General features: G+C 73.0%; 20 protein-coding genes. 10 read left to right on the top strand and 10 right to left on the bottom strand.

What is annotated here, in order from left to right:
- Nucleotides 1–5: 5 nt before the first annotated feature.
- From HD597_RS09085 to HD597_RS09070, 4 genes are all read right to left on the bottom strand, one after another.
- On the bottom strand, nucleotides 6–362 hold the full coding sequence (locus HD597_RS09085) for a hypothetical protein (RefSeq protein ID WP_253741431.1): 357 nt from the start codon (nucleotides 360–362) through the stop codon (nucleotides 6–8).
- A 93-nt stretch (nucleotides 363–455) separates the two neighbouring features.
- The gene (locus HD597_RS09080; RefSeq protein ID WP_253741429.1) at nucleotides 456–1,757 is read right to left on the bottom strand and encodes a BtrH N-terminal domain-containing protein; all 1,302 of its coding nucleotides are present in this window, start codon (nucleotides 1,755–1,757) and stop codon (nucleotides 456–458) included.
- Nucleotides 1,758–1,980: 223 nt separating this feature from the next.
- Entirely contained in the window at nucleotides 1,981–2,520 is a 540-nt protein-coding gene (locus HD597_RS09075) for a dihydrofolate reductase family protein (protein ID WP_253741427.1), read from the bottom strand.
- 80 nt (nucleotides 2,521–2,600) lie between these two features.
- Nucleotides 2,601–3,326, bottom strand: a complete 726-nt coding sequence (locus HD597_RS09070) for a class I SAM-dependent methyltransferase (RefSeq protein ID WP_253741426.1) — start codon at nucleotides 3,324–3,326, stop codon at nucleotides 2,601–2,603.
- A 140-nt stretch (nucleotides 3,327–3,466) separates the two neighbouring features.
- Between HD597_RS09070 and HD597_RS65755 the strand changes: the two genes are divergently transcribed.
- A complete protein-coding gene (locus HD597_RS65755) occupies nucleotides 3,467–4,207 on the top strand; it encodes a GNAT family N-acetyltransferase (protein ID WP_253741424.1) in 741 nt (246 codons plus the stop codon).
- Here HD597_RS65755 and HD597_RS09060 read toward each other — a convergent pair.
- Both HD597_RS09060 and HD597_RS09055 read right to left on the bottom strand, forming a co-directional pair.
- Nucleotides 4,204–4,860, bottom strand: coding sequence for a response regulator (locus tag HD597_RS09060; RefSeq protein WP_253759289.1), 657 nt, complete (start codon nucleotides 4,858–4,860; stop codon nucleotides 4,204–4,206). The two genes, HD597_RS65755 and HD597_RS09060, sit on opposite strands and share 4 nt — an antisense overlap.
- A gap of 35 nt (nucleotides 4,861–4,895) precedes the next feature.
- Nucleotides 4,896–6,131 carry a sensor histidine kinase gene (locus HD597_RS09055; protein WP_253741422.1) on the bottom strand — a complete coding sequence of 412 codons (1,236 nt, stop codon included), beginning with the start codon at nucleotides 6,129–6,131 and terminating at the stop codon, nucleotides 4,896–4,898.
- 158 nt (nucleotides 6,132–6,289) lie between these two features.
- Here HD597_RS09055 and HD597_RS09050 point away from each other — a divergent pair, with 158 nt between their 5' ends.
- Nucleotides 6,290–6,949: a hypothetical protein gene (locus HD597_RS09050; protein WP_253741420.1), complete on the top strand. Its 660-nt coding sequence runs from the start codon at nucleotides 6,290–6,292 to the stop codon at nucleotides 6,947–6,949.
- 119 nt (nucleotides 6,950–7,068) lie between these two features.
- Nucleotides 7,069–8,565, top strand: a complete 1,497-nt coding sequence (locus tag HD597_RS09045; protein ID WP_253741418.1) for an alkaline phosphatase PhoX — start codon at nucleotides 7,069–7,071, stop codon at nucleotides 8,563–8,565.
- An 87-nt stretch (nucleotides 8,566–8,652) separates the two neighbouring features.
- On the opposite strand, the gene HD597_RS09040 is transcribed toward HD597_RS09045, so the two are convergent.
- A complete protein-coding gene (locus HD597_RS09040) occupies nucleotides 8,653–9,228 on the bottom strand; it encodes an ArsR/SmtB family transcription factor (protein ID WP_253741416.1) in 576 nt (191 codons plus the stop codon).
- Nucleotides 9,229–9,440: 212 nt separating this feature from the next.
- Between HD597_RS09040 and HD597_RS09035 the strand changes: the two genes are divergently transcribed.
- Complete coding sequence (locus HD597_RS09035) at nucleotides 9,441–9,866, top strand: hypothetical protein (protein ID WP_253741414.1); 426 nt, start codon at nucleotides 9,441–9,443, stop codon at nucleotides 9,864–9,866.
- Between the two features lie 16 nt (nucleotides 9,867–9,882).
- Here HD597_RS09035 and HD597_RS09030 read toward each other — a convergent pair whose 3' ends face one another.
- Together HD597_RS09030 and HD597_RS09025 are read right to left on the bottom strand one after the other, a co-directional pair.
- Nucleotides 9,883–10,548 (bottom strand): nucleoside/nucleotide kinase family protein, encoded by a 666-nt coding sequence (locus HD597_RS09030; protein WP_253741412.1) that lies wholly within the window; start codon nucleotides 10,546–10,548, stop codon nucleotides 9,883–9,885.
- Nucleotides 10,549–10,579: 31 nt separating this feature from the next.
- Complete coding sequence (locus HD597_RS09025; RefSeq protein WP_253741411.1) at nucleotides 10,580–11,776, bottom strand: cytochrome P450; 1,197 nt, start codon at nucleotides 11,774–11,776, stop codon at nucleotides 10,580–10,582.
- Nucleotides 11,777–11,959: 183 nt separating this feature from the next.
- Between HD597_RS09025 and argG the strand changes: the two genes are divergently transcribed.
- From argG to HD597_RS09010, 3 genes are all read left to right on the top strand, one after another.
- The gene (argG, locus tag HD597_RS09020; RefSeq protein ID WP_253741410.1) at nucleotides 11,960–13,411 is read left to right on the top strand and encodes an argininosuccinate synthase; all 1,452 of its coding nucleotides are present in this window, start codon (nucleotides 11,960–11,962) and stop codon (nucleotides 13,409–13,411) included.
- A 209-nt stretch (nucleotides 13,412–13,620) separates the two neighbouring features.
- Nucleotides 13,621–14,451: an SAM-dependent methyltransferase gene (locus HD597_RS09015; protein WP_253741409.1), complete on the top strand. Its 831-nt coding sequence runs from the start codon at nucleotides 13,621–13,623 to the stop codon at nucleotides 14,449–14,451.
- Between the two features lie 84 nt (nucleotides 14,452–14,535).
- Nucleotides 14,536–14,964 carry an ATP-binding protein gene (locus HD597_RS09010; RefSeq protein ID WP_253741407.1) on the top strand — a complete coding sequence of 143 codons (429 nt, stop codon included), beginning with the start codon at nucleotides 14,536–14,538 and terminating at the stop codon, nucleotides 14,962–14,964.
- Here HD597_RS09010 and HD597_RS09005 read toward each other — a convergent pair.
- Nucleotides 14,948–15,478, bottom strand: coding sequence for a MarR family winged helix-turn-helix transcriptional regulator (locus HD597_RS09005; RefSeq protein WP_253741406.1), 531 nt, complete (start codon nucleotides 15,476–15,478; stop codon nucleotides 14,948–14,950). The two genes, HD597_RS09010 and HD597_RS09005, sit on opposite strands and share 17 nt — an antisense overlap.
- Before the next feature lie 68 nt (nucleotides 15,479–15,546).
- On the opposite strand from HD597_RS09005, the gene HD597_RS09000 reads away from it, so the two are divergent.
- The 3 genes from HD597_RS09000 to HD597_RS08990 are packed head-to-tail and all read left to right on the top strand — an operon-like array spanning nucleotide 15,547 to nucleotide 18,829.
- Nucleotides 15,547–16,716 (top strand): flavin-dependent oxidoreductase, encoded by a 1,170-nt coding sequence (locus HD597_RS09000; RefSeq protein ID WP_253741404.1) that lies wholly within the window; start codon nucleotides 15,547–15,549, stop codon nucleotides 16,714–16,716.
- A gap of 43 nt (nucleotides 16,717–16,759) precedes the next feature.
- Entirely contained in the window at nucleotides 16,760–17,212 is a 453-nt protein-coding gene (locus tag HD597_RS08995; protein WP_253741403.1) for a DUF3237 domain-containing protein, read from the top strand.
- Between the two features lie 18 nt (nucleotides 17,213–17,230).
- On the top strand, nucleotides 17,231–18,829 hold the full coding sequence (locus tag HD597_RS08990) for a CocE/NonD family hydrolase (protein WP_253741401.1): 1,599 nt from the start codon (nucleotides 17,231–17,233) through the stop codon (nucleotides 18,827–18,829).
- The last annotated feature ends 98 nt before the right edge of the window (nucleotides 18,830–18,927 follow it).

The following is an 18,927-nucleotide window of genomic DNA, read 5'->3' as shown; positions in this document are numbered from 1 at the left end:
GGTTGTCAGTGCCCTGTGGAGGGAGGCGCCCGGGCCGCCGACGCGAGCGGGCGGCGGGCCGCGGGGACGTCGAGGGGCGGCTCGGGGACGACGGCGGCCCACGCGGGCCGCACGCCGGGGCGCTCGGCCGCGAGCGTGGCGGCCGCGCCGCCCGTCGTGCCGCCCTGGCCCGGCCAGGCGCGCAGCTCGGGGGCGGGGTGCGGCAGTTGCCGCACCCCGGAATGGTGCTGCTCGGCCCGCCAGACCGCGGCGTGGACGGCGCTCGCCTGCTGGGCGACGTGCGCGTGCGCGGTGGCGGGCAGGAACCACGACAGGAGGAGGAGCAACGCGGCGGGCAGCCGCGTGGGCAGCCTCCGGCGCATGTCGCTCCCCTCCCTTGGAACCCCCCACCCTAGCCGGTCACCACGGCTCCGGCCGCGTGTCGGCGGTCCCCGTCGAGGTCCCGTGGACGACCGTCAGGTGACGAGTGCGGACAGCCGGGCGATCGCCTCGCGTTCGGCCTCGTACACGGCGGAGACCCGGGTGCTGAGCTCGGCGAAGAGCGGGCCGGGGTCGGCGGTCACGGCCTCGTTCGCGGCGGCCCTGGCCGCCCACAGCTCCCGGGCCGCCAGGGCCGCCTCGTGGTCGCCGGCGCTGCCGTCCCCCAGGACGCTCTCCTTGACGGCGGCGGTCAGCTCACGGATCCTGCCCAGCTCCGGCACGTCCGCGGGCAGCGCCGCCTCGGCCAGGTCGTGCCACAGGCCGTGGATCTCCCTGAACCGCTCCGCCTGCTCCGCCAGCGCGGGCCGGTCCAGCAGGGCGGCGGCCTCGTCGAGCGCGTCGGCGAACAGGTCGCGCAGGTTCCCGCCGTCCATGCCGACCGGCCCGGCGCACTCCCAGATCGACAGCAGGGCGTCCGCCAGGCCGCGCCGGTCGGCGAACACCTTCGGCCACGCCTTGGCGTTGCGCGTGTCGACCAGCAGCCGCGCCCACTTGCGCCAGGCGGGCAGCGAGAACGAGTCGGAGGCGGCCGACAGGTGCGCGGCGCAGTCACGCAGCCCGTCGAGGGCCGCGGCGGCCAGCGTCGCCTCGTCCGGCTTGGTCTCGCCGAGCACGTGCAGCACGTTGCGGTACGAGCCCACCCTGGCCCGCGCGGCGTCGAACCGTTCCCGGGGGACGCTGATCGGCGCCCGGCCGCGGTCGTCCACGACCACCGCGTCCCCGTCGCGCCGGTAGGCGACCACCGGATGGCCGCCGCGCCCGTCCAGCGCGGCCGGCAGGTGCCAGTAGCCCGCGTGGTAGCGGTCGGGCAGGACCACGCACGGCCGCCCGGCGTCCAGCTCGGCGGCCAGCCGCTTGCTCGCGGCGCGCGTGCCCGACGTGCGGTGCTCGTCGCACGGCACCCCGAGCCGGCCGAGCGTCTTGGCCATCCACCGGTCGTGGTACTGCCACTGGTTGCGGAACCCGAGCACCACGCAGCGGGAGTCGTCGTGCTGGAACTCCCACAGGATGTATCCGGCGCCGATCCCGCCGCCCGCCAGGAACACCAGCGGCTCGCCGACGTCCAGCCCCTGGTTGGCGAGCACCGCGGCGATGGCGGCGCTGGACGGGTGCCGCCCGCCGGTGAAGCGCCAGCCGCCGTCCGCGGCCTGCTCGGGCCGGCCGGCGCCGGGGCCGGCGCTGGGGCCGACGACGTGCCGGCGGGCGGTGGTGTAGCTCTCGCCGGTCTTGGCCATGCGCGCCCTGATGCGCGCCTTGAGCTGCTTCTTGCTGGTCATGTACGGCTCTTCCCGCGGCCATCGCCACCGGCCCGGCCCACGCCCGCGGCCCGTGGCGGCCGCGAAGGAGATCGCCGGCCGGTCGACTACGGGCTCCCGAGGCGCGAGCTGTCCCCTTTGCCTCCGCGTCCGGCGGGCCGCGTGGAGACCCGCTCTGGAGGTTCGGCGGGAGAGTGCCGCCGGTGCAGCGGATGCTACTGCACGGCGGCCCCGGGTGGAATCCCTACGCCTTGAGCCCGTAGGTGAGGACGATGATGCCCGACTTGAAGCGGGTCGTCTCCAGCAACTCGAAGTGGGTGAGGTCGAGGCCGTCGAGCAGCCGGCCGCCGCTGCCGGCGACGACGGGGAACATCCACAGGTGCAGCTCGTCGATCAGCTTGTTCGCGATCAGCGTGCGGTCGAGCTCGCCGCTGCCGTACTTCAGGATGCTCTGCCCCGGCTGCTGCTTCAGCTCGGCGACGGCGGTGGCCACGTCGCCCTGGATCAGGTTGCCGTTCCACGCCTCGGCCTCCTTCAGCGTGGTGGAGGCCACGTACTTGGGCAGGCCGTTGATCCGGTCGGTGTACTCGTCGCCGGAACGGGCGCCCCAGGCCTCGGCGAAACCCTCGTACGTCTCACGGCCCAGCAGCAGCGCGTCGGCGCCGAACAGCAGCTTCGCGGAGTAGCCGTTGTGCTCCTCGTCCCAGTACGGCATGCCCCAGACGTGCGGGTCGCTGATGACGCCGTCCAGCGTGACGAAGGTGGATTCGACGAGCTTCCTCATCATGTGCTCCTCAGGTCTCGTTCCTTGTTGCCGATGAGTAAAGCGTGGCCGCAACGACTTAACGAATCCTGCCGATATTCTTACGGCCGCCCGGCGAGGAACACGAACTCCTTGCCCGGCCGGTCGGGCGCGTCCCTGACCTCGCGCAGCACGTACCCGCCGGCCGCCAGGTCCGCCTCGACCTCCTCGCGCTCGCGGAAGCGCAGCGTGGAGTGCGAGGTCACCACCTCCCCGTCGGAGGCGAAGACGCAGGTCGAGCGGAAGGTCACCATCGGCCCGCTGACGTCGAGCAGGTCGTGCCACTGCTCCACCCTGCCCACGCCCGGCAGGTCGACGGCCTGGTAGGTCCGCTCCCTGGTCCAGCCGAGCCAGGCCTTCGCGGCCGGGTCGCGGGTCTCGAACACCAGGTGACCGCCGGGGCGCAGCGCCGCGTGCACGGCGGCCAGCGTGGCCCGCCAGTCCGCCGGATCGACGATGGCCTGGGCGGCGTTCCCCGTGATCGTGGCGAGGTCGGCGGCCAGTGGCGGCACGTCGGTGGCGTGGCCGTGGATCCAGCGCACCCGCTCGCTGCCCGGCTTGGCCCTGGCCACGTCGAGCGACGCCTTCGCGGGGTCCACACCCGTCACCTCGATGCCCCGGCCGGCCAGCAGCAGCGCGAACGTGCCCGTGCCGCAGCCGACGTCGAGCACGCTGCGCGCGCCGAGCTCCGCGGCGATGGCGGCGTAGCAGTCGAGGTCGCTCCTGTCGGGGTCCAGGGGGTCGTAGATCGCGGCCAGCCGTGGATTCTCGAAGATCGCGTCAGCCATGCGGCCACGATAGGCGGCGCCGCCCGAGCGGCGCGACGCTATTCTCGTTCCGTCATGAGCCTCACGATCACCGGCGGCCGGGCCGCCGCACCCGACCCGCTCACCGGCCCGCCCCGGGCCGCCGCGCGGGGAGCCGCCCTGTGAGCGCCGCGGTCCACGCCTACCTCAGGTCCGCGGCCGGGCCCGACGCGCGGCGGGCCGGGCCGTTCCTGATCCGCTTCGACGAGCACGACGACGCGGGCCCGTTCAACTACGCGATCCCCGACGACGGCGCCTCACCCACGGCGGGCGAGGTCGCGGCGCTGGTGGCGGCGTTCAGGGAACGCTCCAGGACTCCGCGGCTGGAGTACGTGCCGCAGACCTCGCCGGGCGTCGAGGCCGCCCTGCTGGCCGCCGGGTTCGTGCCGGAGGGGCGTTATCCGCTGCTCGTGTGCGCGCCGGGCTCGGTGGTGGACGCGCCGGCGCCCCCGGACGTGCGGGTACGGCTCGTGGCCGGCGATCCGGAGCTGTGGGCCGTGGCCCGGGTGATGAACGAGGCGTTCGGCGCGCCGGAGGCCGACGAGCACGACGTGGCGCGGCTGCGGCGTGTCCTCGACGGCGGCGGGCTGGTGGCCGCCGCCGTCCAGGACGGGAAGGTGGTGGGCGGCGGGCAGCTCGGCCGGCCGCACGAGGGGGTAGCCGAGGTGGCGGGCATCGCGGTGTCGGCGGCGTACCGGCGGCGGGGCATCGCGGGGGCGATCACCGCGCTGCTGACCCGGGAGGCGGCCGGGGCGGGTGTCACCGAGCCGTTCCTCACCCCGGCCGACGACGCGGCGGCGCGCGTGTACGCCCGCACGGGGTACCACCGGGTGGGCGAGGCCCTGCACATCTCGCTCCCCTAGCGGTCGTCCGGGGGTGCGTGCCTGGACACCCAGACCGCGAGCTGGGTGCGGTCGCGCAGGCCGAGCTTGCGCAGGCAGCTCGAGATGTGGTTCTTGGCCGTGCCCTCCGTGATGTGCAGGCGGCGCGCGATCTCGCGGTTGGACGCCCCCGCGCCGATGAGCAGCGCGATCTCGTACTCGCGGTCCGACAGCCCGCCGGGCGGCTCCTGGGGCTGCCGGGTCGTCGGAGCGGGCGCGGCGCGCAGCAGGGCGACGAGCCGCTCGCTGGCCGCGCCGCCCAGCACGGTCTCCCCGCGCGCGGCCCGCCGGATCGCGGCCACCAGCTCGTCCGGCGGGGTGTCCTTCAGCAGGTAGCCCTTCGCCCCCGCGCGCAGCCCGCCGAAGATGTAGTCCTCGTCGTCGAACGTGGTCAGGATGACCGGCGCGACCCCGGGAAAGCGCGCGCGCAGCCGGCCCACCAGCTCCACGCCGTCCATGCCCGGCATGCGGGCGTCCACGAGCGCCACCTGCGGACGTTCGCCGTCCACGGCGCCCGCCAGCCAGGACAGCGCCTCCTCGCCGCCGCCGGCGGTGGCGGCGATCTCGATGCCGGGCTCGATCTCCAGCAGCTTGCGCAGGCCCTCCCGCATGAGGATCTGGTCGTCCACCAGCATGACGCGGATCGTCTCCGCCTCCTCGCCCGGCCGCCTCACACCGGCACCGTCGCGCGCAGGGTGAAGCCGCCGCCGGAGCCGGCGGTCACGTCCAGCTCGCCGCCCACGCCGCGCAGGCGCTCGCGCAGGCCGCGCAGGCCGAAGCCGTTCGCGGTCGCCCCCGGCGCGGCGCCGGAGCCGTCGTCGGAGACCGTCACCTCGACCCGCTCGTCCGTGCAGTCGAGCGCGACCTCAACGTGCCGCGCGCCCGAGTGGCGCAGGGCGTTGGTGAGCCCCTCCTGGACGATCCGGTAGCAGACCAGCTCGCGGCCCTCGTCCACGTCGGGCCAGGTGCCGTTGAGCGTGAAGGCGACGCCGGTGTCGGCCGAGCCGAACGACTCGGCCAGGGCCCGCAGGGCGTCGGGCCCCGTACGGCCGTCCATGCGCAGGGGTTTGAGCGCGCGGACCCAGCGGCGGGTGTCGGTCAGCGCCTCCAGGGTGAGCGCCCGGGCCTGGCCGACCTCGTCCCAGGCGGCCTCGGGGCGGGCGGTGCGGTAGCGCTCGGCGTTCTGCAGGCCCACGTTGATGACGGTCAGGTAGTGGCCGACGGAGTCGTGCATGTCGCGGGCGATCCGCGCGCGTTCCTCGGCGATGGCCAGCTCGCGGGAACGGGCCGCGTATCCGGCCAGCTCGGCGTGGGCCTGTTCGAGGTCGGCGAGCAGGCGGCGGGTCTCCTCCGCGCGCTGGCTGGAGTCGAACATGGCGACCACCCCCAGCAGCAGCACCAGGCACAGGAAGATCATGATCAGGCCGTTCATGGCGGCCTGCAACACGCCCTGGGCCGGGTTCATCAGGCCGACCAGGAAACCGAGCAGGCCGGCGATGCAGGCGTAGACCAGGGCGCCGCGCACGCCGAGCACGATCAGGGCGTTGCTCACCGCCAGCCCCACGATCAGCAGGCCCGCGACGCCTCCCGACATCATCAGCAGCAGCGTCATCGCCAGGAACGCCACGGTCAGCGCCTTGCGCGCCACGGACGCTCCCGGCTGCCAGGGCAGGAACCGCCACAGGACGACGGCGGGCAGCAGAGCGGCGATGCCGGCGTAGAAGAGCACCGCGAACAGCGGCCAGTCCCACAGCGCCTCGGTCTCGATCGAGGAGAAGGAGTAGGCGAAGATCGTCGCGACGATCACGGTCGCGGTCCAGAAGAACACGCTGAACAGGAAGGGCGGGCGGTCGTCGGTGAAACGCACCCAGCTCTGCAGGTCCCGCAGTGACCACGACTGCCGCATATCGGGAGCATAACCATCACTGCCGCGCGGGTCAGCGTGCCGAAGGTCATATGACGGCGGTCATGGTGGGACATGACCGGCACGTGCCCCGCGCTGGATGTCCGCCCCGGCCGCCCGAACCTACGATCACAGCACGTCGACAGGGAGAGGAGGCCGGCATGCGGATGACGGAGCGGCAAGAGGGCGGCGTGCCGTGGGCGGGTGTGATGGTGTCCGCGCTCAGCCTGGCCGCCATGGCGGCGATCTCCTGGGCCGTGTACGACTCGCTGCCGGAGCTGGTGACGACCCGCCAGGCCAGGCCGGGGGTGGCCGAGGTCAGGGTGACGCGGACGGTCCTGGCGACGGCGGTTCCGGCGACCCTGCTCGTCCTGGTCGCGCTCATGACGGGCAGCGGCCTGGTGGCCGAGCGCCTGCGGGGCCTGGTGCCGCCGGCGCTCATCGCGTCCCCGGCCGCGCAGGCCCGCTCGACGAAGGCGCTGCTCGTGCTCCTGCCGCCGTTCCTCCTGGTCCTGCACGGCGGCCTGCTGCTCAGGACCGCCGGTCACGACTTCCCGATGGAGGTGACCGTCACCGTCGCGCTCGGGATCCTGGTCGCGGGTCTCGGGCGGGCCCTGCCGCGCCTCCACCCGCTGCGGTTCGTGCCGGGGGCGGAGCGGGCCCAGCGGTTCGGCGGGCACCTGATGATGGCGGTGGGCGGCTGCTGCGCCGTGGCGGCCTTCTTCCTGCCGCCGATGCTCGTGTCGATCGCGGCCGCGTTCGCCGCCGGGGCCATCCCCCTGCTCGTGCTGCTCGTGCCGCTGGCCAGGCAGCGCCCCTGACCCACGCCCGGAACTGGGCCCCCTCGGCACGCAATCTTCCGTTTACTCTGACGACAGCACTCGTTCATCCCACGCTTCACATGGACGCGGGTCCATGCCCTTGTCCCGAGGGGAGCACCATGACCGAGCTCGACCGTCGTTCCTTTCTCGGCCGCGGCCTGGCCACCACCGGCGGGGTGCTGGCCAGCGGCATCGCCATCGAGACCCTGACCGCCCACGCCTCCTGGGCGAGCGCGGGCCGCCCCGCCGGCGACCCGGGCGAGACCGGTTACGGCCCCCTGCGCCGCATGCCCGCCAGGAACACCGGCGAGGAGTTCCTGGCGTTACCCGCGGGCTTCTCGTACGTCGTCCTGGGCAGGAGCGGCACCCTCATGACCGACGGCGTCGCCACCCCCATCGCCCACGACGGCATGGCCGCCTTCCCCGGGACCCGCCGCCACACCGTCCGCCTCATCCGCAACCACGAGGTGCGCACCACCCCCGGCTCCCCCGTCGGCCGGGTGCACGTCGAGGGCTCGCGGCGCTACGACGAGCTGGGCGTGGGCGGCACCACCACGCTGGAGATCGACCTGCGCAGCGGCGAGGTGCTGCGCGACTTCGTCAGCCTCAACGGCACGATCGTCAACTGCGCGGGCGGCCGCATGCTGCACGAGCGCGGCTGGCTGACCTGCGAGGAGACGACCGCGGGCCCGGCGCAGGGCTGGCAGCGCAAGCACGGCTACATCTTCGAGGTGCCGCTCAACGGCCCCCGTCCCGGCACGCCCGCGCCCTCCCTGCCGCTGACGGCGATGGGCCGCTTCTCGCACGAGGCGGTCGCGGTGGACCCGCGCACCGGCTACGTCTACGAGACCGAGGACGAGTCGGGCAGGGCCGACGGCTTCTACCGCTTCCGCCCCAGGGACCCGCGCGACCTGGCCGCCGGCGGCGTGCTGGAGATGCTCAAGATCAGGGGCGTGGACGGCTACGACTGCCGCGAGGGCCAGACCATGGGCGCCCGGCTCCCCGTGGAGTGGGTGCGCATCGACGACCCCGACCCCGACCTGGAGAACGGCGCCACCCCCTGCACCCTGCAGGGCCTGGCCAAGGGCGGCGCGAAGTTCAACCGCCTAGAAGGCTGCTGGTACGGCGACGGCAGCGTCTTCTTCAACTCCACCAGCGGCGGCGACGCCAAGAACGGCGACCCGCCCAACGCCGACGGCTACCTGGAGGGCTACGGCCAGGTCTGGCAGTACGTCCCCGGCCGCCGCGACGGCGGCACCCTGGTGCTGGTGTACGAGTCGCCCGGCCGCAAGGAGCTCGACTCGCCGGACAACCTGACGTTCACCCCCAGGGGCGGCATCGTGCTCTGCGAGGACGACGCGGGCTCGGCCGACGCCGACCCGCACCCGCTGGCCCCCGGCCTGGTCAACGTGAACCGGCTGATCGGGCTGGACCCGCGCAGGGGGCAGCCGTTCGAGTTCGCGGTCAACGTGGCCGACGACTGCGAGTTCGCGGGGGCGTGCTTCAGCCCGGACGGCTCGGTCCTGTTCGTCAACAACTTCGGTGACGCGGTCTCGCTGGACCCGCCGGGCCGCACGTTCGCGATTCGCGGCCCCTGGCACCGCGGGCCGCTCTGACGGGCACAGGCGGGCACAGGCGGGCACAGGCGGGCACAGGCGGGCACAGGCGGCGGCCGGCACGAGCGCTCCGGCCGCCGTCCGATGTCACTCCGGTTGCGGGACCTCGATGGGCGGCCCCACGGGCGGGTCGGTGGCCAGGTTGAGCGAGGTGGCGAGGATGGTGAGCACGGGGATCACGGCGACGCCCGCGAGCTCGTACTCGCCGCGCTTGCGCTGCACGATCAGGCCGGCGGCCTGCAACTCGCGCAGGTGGTGGTAGAGCTGGCCGCTGGTCGGCTCCCCCTGCGACGCCGCGAGGGCCTCCAGGAGGTCGGCGCTGGTGCACCGCCCCTTGCGGACGAGCACCCCCAGCAGCGCCAGCCGCGGCAGGCTGGCGAGGGACTCCAGCACTCCGATCGCCGGGCTCCAGTCGGCCTTCAGCAGCTCGGCGAGCTTGTGCTCCCTGGCCCAGAGGTAGACGTTGTCCTCCGCCAGGTAGGCCGCGCCGACGTAGCCGACCGTGCCGGGGTGGAAGTGCTCCTCGGCGTCGTTGCGGTAGCCGTGCAGGACTCCCATCAGGGACGGCGCCGGCGGGGCGCCCTTGGGGGCCTCGCCGTCCTGGACCCGGCTCTCCAGCAGGGCGAGCCGGCGCTCTAACGCGTCGATCCTTTCGTCGTTCATAGCGATCTCCTTCGCTACTCCGTAATTACGAAAAAGCGTAGGAGGAGGGAAGGGACGGCCGCAAAGCGTTTTCGAGCCGGAGCCTCCGGCTAACCTCACACTGAGCGAGCCTTTTGTAGCGGCAGGTGTCACAACTGCCCTCTTCTTGCCGTACGGGAAGAGGCGGACACTCGAAGGGAACACACCCATACGCGGCCAGGGGGTGATTCCCCGTGCACGACGGGTTCGAATCCCGCGAGTCATGGCCCTTCGAGTGCCTTCGATGCCTCTACGTCTGGGAGGAGGACTACCTCGTCCGGCACCTCACCGACGAGCACGGCAACGAGGCGGAGATCTGGCTCGCCTCCGGCGTGCCCGTGCAGCCGCCCTGGTCGGGGGCGAGCTGCCCGGCCTGCGGCGCCTTCCACCTCACGTCGTTCCCCGCCGGCTACCTGGCGCGGCACCCCGAGCTCGCGGCGGCGCCCGACCCGGTGCCGCTGGCCAAGGTGCCGGTCGTCCCTGTCAAGGCCATCGATCCGCTCGTCGCCCGGGCGCCGCTGCCGCGCCGCCTGCTGATCGCGGTCGGCCTGCCGGTGATCGCGTTCGTGGGGTACGAGCTGTACCAGTACGTGCTTTCGCCCATCGGGCACCACCACTGAGAACCTCACGGGGAGCTCAGGGCGACAGGGCCAGGGCGTCGATGTCGACGTGGAGGTCGGCGCGGGCACGGGTGGCGCGGATGGCGGCGGCGTTGGGCTCGTCCACCTCGGCGACCCACCGGACCGCCTGCTCGGGCGTCTTGCCGAACCGCACGTGCCGCCTGGTGAGGCGGTCCAGGCGGACGCGGTCGTCGAGGTCGGCGTACCAGACCTCGGTCATGGCCGCCCGCACCCCCGGCCACGGCTCGGCGGCGGAGAGCAGGTAGTTGCCCTCGCTGACGACGACCCGGGCGTCGGGCGGCACGGCGATGGCGCCGGCGATCGGCTGTTCGAGGTCGCGGTCGAAGGACGGCGCGTACACGACGGTGCCGGTCTCGCTGCTCAGGCGGCGCAGCAGGGCGAGGTAGCCGTGCCCGTCGAAGGTGTCGACGGCGCCCTTGCGGCCGAGCCGCCCGAGGCGTTCGAGGGCGACGTCGGCCAGGTGGAAGCCGTCCATCGGCACCCAGACGGCGGGCAGGCCCGCGGCGGTGAGCGCCGTGGCGAGCCAGCCCGCCAGCGTGGACTTGCCCGCGCCCGGGCAGCCCGCGATGCCGATCAGCACCCGCCCGTCGCCGGCGGCCAGCCCGCGCACGCGCTCGACCAGTCGCGACCTGCCGCTCAACTGGATCTCCCCTTGACGCACGTGAGCACCCTAGCGGCGCTCGCGGCGGGGGTCACCAGGTGACGGGCAGCTCGTAGACCCCGTACACCTGGCCGTCGTGCTTGAACGGGATGTCGTCCAGGCCGGCCGCCAGGGCCAGGGTGGGGATGCGCCGGTAGAGGGTGCCGTAGACGACCTGCAACTCCAGCCGGGCCAGCGGCTGGCCGAGGCACTGGTGCACGCCGAAGCCGAAGGCCACGTGGCGGCGGGCGTCGCGCGTGAGGTCCAGCTCGTCGGGGCGGGGGAAGACGCCGGGGTCGCGGTTGCCGACGTCGTTGGCCATGATGATGCCCTCGCCCGCGCGGATGACCTGGCCGGCGATCTCGATGTCGGCCAGCGCCACGCGGCGGCGCCCGCTGTGGGTGATGTTGAGGTAGCGCAGCAGTTCCTCCACCGCTCCCGCGACCACCTTCGGGTCGTCGCTCCCGCGCAGCAGGGCGAGCTGGCCGGGATGCCGGAGCAGGGCGAGGGTGCCGAGGGCGATCATGTTCGCGGTGGTCTCGTGGCCGGCGACGAGCAGCAGCACGCCCATCTGGGCGGCCTCGGCACGGGTCAGCTCGCCGGCCTCGACCCGCCCGGCCACTTGCGAGAGCAGGTCGTCCCCCGGGTGGGCGAGCTTGCCGGCCACGAGCGCGTCCAGGTACTCCAGCAGCCGGCCGCCGGCGGCGGCCCGCTCCTCGGCCGTCACGTCGCGCTTGATGATGGTCCGGCTGTTGTCCTGGAAGAAGTCGTGGTCGGCGTACGGGACGCCGAGCAGCTCGCAGATCACCAGCGAGGGCACCGGCAGGGCGAACGCCTCCACCAGGTCCACCGGCCTGGGCCCGGCCAGCAGGTCGTCGATCAGCTCGTCCACGATCCGCTGCACGGCCGGGCGCATGCCCTCCACCCGCCTGACCGTGAACGCGCCCTGCACCATGCGGCGCTGCCGGTGGTGCTCGGGGTCGTCCATGAGGATGAAGCTCAGCGAGCCGCCGCCGGCCCTGGGCGCGGACACCGGGTAGCCGGGCCTGGTGACGTCGGCGCTGACCTGCGGATGGCTGAGCAGCGCCTTCTGCTCGGCGTGCGTGGTGACCAGCCATGGCGTGCTGCCGTCCCACAGCCGCACCCTGGCCAGCGGCCCGTCCTGCTGCAGGGCCCGGATGCGCGGTGGCGGGTCGAACGGGCACCGTGCCGCCCTGACGCCCGGGAACTCGGGCAACGTGTCGGTCATTCGCTCACCTCGCCGGCGCTGACATCTGGCTTGACGTGCTGTGACCCCGTCAGCCAACCAGCCGGGACCGGCACAAGTCAAGCAACTGATTTAAATTTGCCGCGCCCCGGGGCGCGGGTGACGACGCGCCGGTGGGAGGCACGGATTGAATGGTCATGCATTGATGTGTATATACTTCTACTCGTGTCCAAGATGCTCACCTCTCTCCCTGTAGGCGAACGGGTCGGGATCGCCTTCTCCGGCGGCCTCGACACCTCCGTGGCGGTCGCGTGGATGCGCGAGAAGGGTGCTGTGCCCTGCACCTACACCGCCGACATCGGCCAGTACGACGAGCCCGACATCGGCTCGGTGCCGGGCCGCGCGACGGCGTACGGCGCGGAGATCGCCCGCCTGGTCGACTGCCGGGAGGCCCTCGTGGAGGAGGGTCTGGCGGCGCTGGCCTGCGGGGCGTTCCACATCCGCTCCGGCGGCCGCACCTACTTCAACACGACGCCGCTCGGCCGCGCCGTCACCGGCACCCTGCTGGTGCGCGCGATGCTCGACGACGGCGTGCTGATCTGGGGAGACGGCTCCACCTTCAAGGGCAACGACATCGAGCGGTTCTACCGCTACGGCCTGCTGGCCAACCCGTCCCTGCGCATCTACAAGCCGTGGCTGGACGCCGACTTCGTCAGCGAGCTCGGCGGGCGCAAGGAGATGTCGGAGTGGCTGCTCGCCCGCGACCTGCCCTACCGCGCCAGCACGGAGAAGGCCTACTCCACCGACGCCAACATCTGGGGCGCCACCCACGAGGCCAAGAGGCTCGAGCACCTGGACGCCGGCATCGAGCTCGTCGAGCCGATCATAGGCGTGCGGTTCTGGGACCCCGAGGTCGAGATCCCGGCCGAGGACGTCACGATCGGGTTCGAGCGGGGCCGGCCGGTGACGATCAACGGCAAGGAGTTCGCCTCGGCCGTCGATCTGGTGCTGGAGGCCAACGCCATCGGCGGCCGCCACGGGCTCGGCATGTCCGACCAGATCGAGAACCGCGTCATCGAGGCCAAGAGCCGGGGCGTCTACGAGGCCCCCGGCATGGCGCTGCTGCACGCCGCCTACGAGCGGCTGGTCAACGCCATCCACAACGAGGACACCCTGGCCAGCTACCACACCGAGGGCAGGAAGCTGGGCCGGCTGCTCTACGAGGGCCGCTGGCTCGACCCGCAGTCGCTGATGCTGCGCGAGTCGCTGCAGCGCTGGGTCGGCATGGCGATCACCGGCGAGGTGACGCTGCGGCTGCGGCGCGGCGAGGACTACTCGGTCCTCGACACGACGGGCCCGGCGTTCAGCTACCACCCCGACAAGCTGTCGATGGAGCGCACCGAGGACTCCGCGTTCGGCCCGCTCGACCGCATCGGCCAGCTCACCATGCGCAACCTCGACATCGCCGACTCGCGCGCCAAGCTGGAGCAGTACGCCGGGCTCGGCATGGTCGGCCACCAGACGCTGCTCGGCACCACGCAGGTCGCCGCCACCGGCCTGATCGGCGCGATGCCCCAGGGCGGCGCCGAGGCGATCGCCTCGCGCGGCGAGACCGTCGAGGTGCCGGAGGACGACCAGCTGCTCGACCAGGCGGCGATCGAGACCGGTACCGACTGACGCAGGAGTCACTTCCCCCTCTGCCGGGTATGTCCCGCCCGGCAGAGGTGCCTTGCCACAACGATGCAGCGGCCAAACATTTCCAAGACAACCGGTCTAGCGTGTTGTCATTGACTGGAATTGTTGGAACATATGGTTCGAGTCATCGAGTGAGGTCCGAAGATCGCTTACCGGAATGACGGTGGCGGCGAGGGAAAGGGGCAACGCTCATGCACCAGCGCGCCGTCCGCAACCTGGCCAACCTTGAGACGACGCAGGCCAGGATCACGCGCATCTTCGACGCGGCGGCAGGCGGGAAGAACCATTTCCTGGCCGACAGGGACACCGTTCGCCATTTCGATCAAGCCGCTCCCGCCCTGACCACGGCGGCCCGCGCGGTGCTCGAATTCCTCACCCGGGTGATCCGCCATTTGTCCGCCGAAGGCGTGGACCAATATCTGATCGTGGGCAGCGGCATTCCCAGCGGCCCCTCCGCCGGCCACGCCTTGCACGACGCGGCCCGCGAGGCCTGCGGGGTCGCGCCGCGCGTGCTGTACGTCGAGAACAACCCGATGGTGGTCACCATGGCGCAGGCCACCATCGAGCCGTTCACGGACCTGGTGCGGGTGGTCGAAGGCGACATCCGCGAGATCGACGAGGTGCTCAGGGACCACGTGGTCCGGACGTTCATCGACTGGGACCGCCCCGTGGCCGTGCTGCTGCTGTCGACCTACAGCCTCCACGACGACGAGTACGCCCACTACGTCATCAAACGGCTGCGGCACACCGCGCCGGGCGGCAGCTTCCTCGGCCTGCTGCACACCACCTTCGACGGCGTCCCGCCGGAGCTGCTGCCGGCCATCCGCGACCTGCTCGCGATGACCCTGCCGCACCTGGCGATCCGGTCCAGGGACGAGGTCGCCGCCCTGCTCGAAGGGCTCGACCTGCTGCCTCCCGGGCTGGCCTGGGTGCCGGAGTGGCGCCCCGGTGACGACGACCACAGCTGCCGCGAGGAGCCCAGCTCGTCGGGCAACTACGGCGCCGTCGCCCGCATCCCCTGAGGAAACTTCTCCGCCACGCATTCACAAAAGTGAAGGCATGCGCTTATCGTGGGTGTGGGAGCGCTCCCAAAACCGAGAGACGTGATGCGTATGGCCCCCCACCTGGCCCCGTCCGGCGGAGCCCTGACCGCCCCGCAGGCCCGCGCGGTGGAGTACCTGCTGCCGTCCGCTCCCGCCGGCGTCGCCGAGACCCGCTCCCTGGTCCGGGAGGAGCTCGGCCGCTGGGGCCTGGCCCACGTCACCGACGACTGCCTGCTCATCGTCAGCGAGCTCGTCACCAACGTCGTACGGCACGGCGGCTCCGCCTACACCCTGCGGCTGGAGGAGCGCGCGGGCCGGCTGTACGGCGAGGTGTTCGACCCGGGCGACGGCGTGCCCCTCCAGCGCTCCCCCGGCGTGGACGCCCTGTCGGGCCGGGGCCTGCAGATCGTCGCGGCGATCGCCGAGGAGTGGGGCGTGGCGACGGCCGACAACGGCAAGCTCGTCTGGTTCGCGGTCAGCTGCACCGGGTGACCCCCACCGCCGGGCGTTCCCGCAGGATGCGGGTGAGCAGCCCGGTCAGCCGCGCCCGCTCGGCCTCGTCCAGCGGCGCGAACCACTCCCCCTCCCGCCGCGCCTGCTCGGCGAACGCCTCCCGCACCGCCCGCTCCCCCGCGCCGGTCAGCGCGATCACCACCGCCCGCCCGTCGCCCGGCACCGGCCTGCGCTCCACCAGGCCGCCGCGCTCCAGCGTGTTGACCGCGTTCGTGACGGCCGAGCGGGACATCGCCGAGATCTCGGCCAGCCGGACCGGCTGGGCCGGGCCCAGCAGCCACAGCTTGAACATCAGCCGGAACCCCGGCAGCGTCCAGCCGCGCGGCCGGTGGATGCGCGTCTCCAGGTCGGTCACCAGCAGGTAGGCGAGCTGCAGCAGGTGGTAGGCCAGCGCGAACGCCTCGGGATCGGCGGGAGGCGGCATCGAGGCCAGCCGCTCCCGCGCGTAGGCGGCGTACTCGAGGTCGGGCGGCCCGGCGTGGCTGTCGTTCACCGGTCAAGTCTTGCGTAACCGGACACCCACCGGAGATATTGTTTCGGCCATAACAATCTGGAGGGCCTGTGCGCATCGTCATCGCCGGAGCCGGCATCGGCGGGCTCACCGCCGCACTCAGCCTGCACGCGGCAGGCTTCTCCGACGTGACCGTGCACGAGGCGGCGCCCGAGCTCAAGCCGCTCGGCGTCGGCATCAACCTCCTGCCCCACGCCGTGCGCGAGCTGACCGAGCTGGGCCTGGCCGACCGCCTGGCGGGGATCGGCGTCGCCACGGCCGAGCTGGCCTACTTCAACCGCTACGGCACGCCCATCTGGTCCGAGCCGCGCGGGCTCGACGCCGGGTACGCCTGGCCGCAGTACTCCGTGCACCGGGGTCGCCTGCAGCTGCTCCTGCTGGAGGCGGTGGTCGAGCGGCTGGGCGCGGACAGCGTGCGGACCGGCAGCCGGATCACCGGGCCGGGCGGCGAGGACCTGCTGATCGGCGCGGACGGCATCAACTCGGCCGTGCGCGCGCACCTGTACCCCGGCGAGGGCCCGCCGCCGTGGAACGGCCTGGTGTTGTGGCGCGGCATCACGTACGGCGAGCCGTTCCTGACCGGCCGGTCCATGATCATGGCGGGGGACGGGACGCAGAAGTTCGTCGCGTACCCGATCGAGACGGGCGAGCGCACCCTGATCAACTGGATCGCCGAGCGCCCGCTCGACGGCGAGCCGCCGGAGCGCGGCAACTGGAACCGCCCGTGCGACCTGGCCGAGGTCGGCAGGCACTTCGCGGGCTGGCGCTTCGACTGGCTCGACGTGCCGGGGATCATCGCCGGGGCCGGGACGGCGTACGAGTACCCGATGGTGGACCGCGACCCGCTGCCCCGCTGGACGGCCGGGAACGTCACGCTGCTCGGCGACGCGGCCCACGCGATGTACCCGATCGGCTCGAACGGCGCCTCCCAGGCCATCATCGACGCCCGGGTGCTGGCGTACGCGCTGGCCCGCGGCGACCTGGACGCCTACGAGCGGCTGCGGCGGCCCGCCACGACGGCGCTGCAACTGTCGAACAGGGAGATGGGGCCCGAGGTCGTGATGAAGCTGGCGCACGAGCGGGCGCCCGGCGGGTTCGACGACGTCGAGCAGGTCATCCCGCTCGCGGAGCGGGCCGAGATCGCCGCCTCCTACAAGCGCACGGCGGGCTTCGACCCCGCCTCGCTGAGCGAGCGCCCGTCCTGGAGCGTCACCCGATGAGCCGCAACCGGCACCCGTCCTGGAGCGTCACCCGGAGCACGGCATGATGGGCCTCGAACCGCTCGCCGCGTTCCACGTCGAGCTCGACCCCGTCCTCGACCTCGGCGACTCGCCGTGGGGCCGCCGCCGGGTGATCAACATCGTGGGCGGCTCGTTCGAGGGACCCCGCCTGTCGGGCGCCGTGCTGCCCGGCGGCGCCGACTGGCAGGTCGTCCACGCCGACGGCGCGATCAGCATCGACACCCGCTACACGCTGCGCACCCACGACGGCGCGCTGCTCTACATCTCCACCAGCGGCGTGCGGCACGGCCCGCCCGAGGTGCTCGACCGGCTCGCGCGGGGCGAGGAGGTGGACCCGGCGGAGTACTACTTCCGGCTGTTCTGCCGCTTCGAGACCGGCGACGGGCGCTACCACTGGCTCAACCGTACGCTGGCCGTGGCCACGGCGGCCCGCGCCGCCTCCGCCGTGCGCTACGACGCCTACACCCTGACCTGACCGACGCCGGAGGCTCCGATGCCGAAGCTCGACCGCTCCCCGATGCCCGTCACCGCCGAGTACGACACCCCGATGCCGATGCGCGACGGCACCGTGCTGCGCGGCTCGGTGCACCGGCGGGCGTCGGGCGGCCCGTTCCCCACGCTGCTGGCGCGCAGCCCGTACGGTGAGGGGCCGTTCCGGGCGATCCCGGTGACCGCGGCGCTGGAGGCGGGCTTCGCGGTGGTGCTGCAGCACTGCCGGGGGCGCGGGAGCAGCGACGGCGAGTTCCGGCCGTGGCTGGACGAGGGCGACGACGGGTACGACACGATCGCCTGGATCACGGGGCAGCCGTGGTCGGACGGCGAGGTCGTGATGACCGGCATGTCGTACCTGGCCGGCTGCGCCCTGCAGGCCGCGGCCACCCGCCCGCCGGGCCTGAAGGCGGTGTACGCGGCCATGACGCCGCACGACTTCCACGACGGGCTGAAGTACCACGGCGGGGCGCTGGCCCTGGGCTCGGCGCTCAACTGGGGCGCCATGCAGGCGGCGCTCGGGCTGATGCACGCGGCGGAGGCGGGCGAGGACGTCGGCGCGGCGTTCGGCGAGCTGCTGCCGGCCATGACCGGCCAGGCCGCGGCGGTGCGGACGCTGCCGCTGGACGCGGTGCGGGGCATCCCGTGGTGGCACGACTGGATCTCCCACCCCGAGCGCGACGCGTTCTGGCAGGACCTGGGCGAGACGCTGCGGCACGACCGCATCGAGGCGCCGGTCATGCACGTGGCGGGGTGGTTCGACCTGTTCCTGGCCGGCACGCTGGAGAACCACCGCCGGCTGGGCGGCCCGCTGGTCATCGGCCCCTGGTCGCACCTGACCTCGGCCTCCTCCGGCACCGGGCGGCTGGACTTCGGGTTCGCCGCCTCGGCGCAGGCGATCCAGCTGGAGCAGCGGCAGCTCGCGTTCCTGCGGGGACGTGACACCGGGCCGGCCGTGAAGATCTTCGTGATGGGCGACGACGTGTGGCGGGACGAGGAGTCCTGGCCACCGGCCCGCGCCGTGGACACCCGCTACCACCTGCACGCCGACGGTCTGCTCTCCCCCGAGCCGCCCGCCTCGGCCGAGCCGCGCGTCTTCACCTTCGACCCGCGCGACCCGGTGCCCACCACCGGCGGCCCGACGCTGCTGGCCGACCCGACGAACGTGGGTCCGCAGGACCAGCGCGACGTGGAGCTCCGCGCCGACGTGCTCTGCTACACCACCGGCGTGCTGGGCTCCGCCGTGGAGGTGACGGGGCCGGTGTCGGTGACGCTGCGCGCCGAGACCTCGGCCGCCGCCACCGACTGGACGGCCAAGCTGGTGAACGTGCATCCGGACGGGCGGGCGATGAGCGTGATCGACGGCATCGTCCGCACCGCCACGCCGTCCGGGACGTACGTCATCGACCTGGTCGCCACCAGCCAGGTCTTCAAGGCGGGCCATCGCATCCGGGTGGAGATCTCCAGCTCGAACTTCCCCCGCTTCGACCGTAACCCGGGTAACGGCCGGCCCGCCGCCCTGGCCACGGAGCCGGAGCTGGTCGTGCAGAATCAGCGCGTTTTCCCTGACTCCTACATCACTCTGCCCGTGGTGCCACGTTAAGCCGCCGTTCTTCTTCAGGCAATTTCCAGGTAGGCCGGGTACTCTCCGGGTCATGAAGTGGCAGCGCACTATCAACGGGGCGCTGGCGAGGTACACGG

It is taken from the genome of Nonomuraea thailandensis, from assembly GCF_024172165.1.
Lineage (GTDB): Bacteria > Actinomycetota > Actinomycetes > Streptosporangiales > Streptosporangiaceae > Nonomuraea > Nonomuraea thailandensis.
Note: the sequence above shows the minus strand (reverse complement) of the source record. Positions and strands in the feature narration are given on the sequence as shown.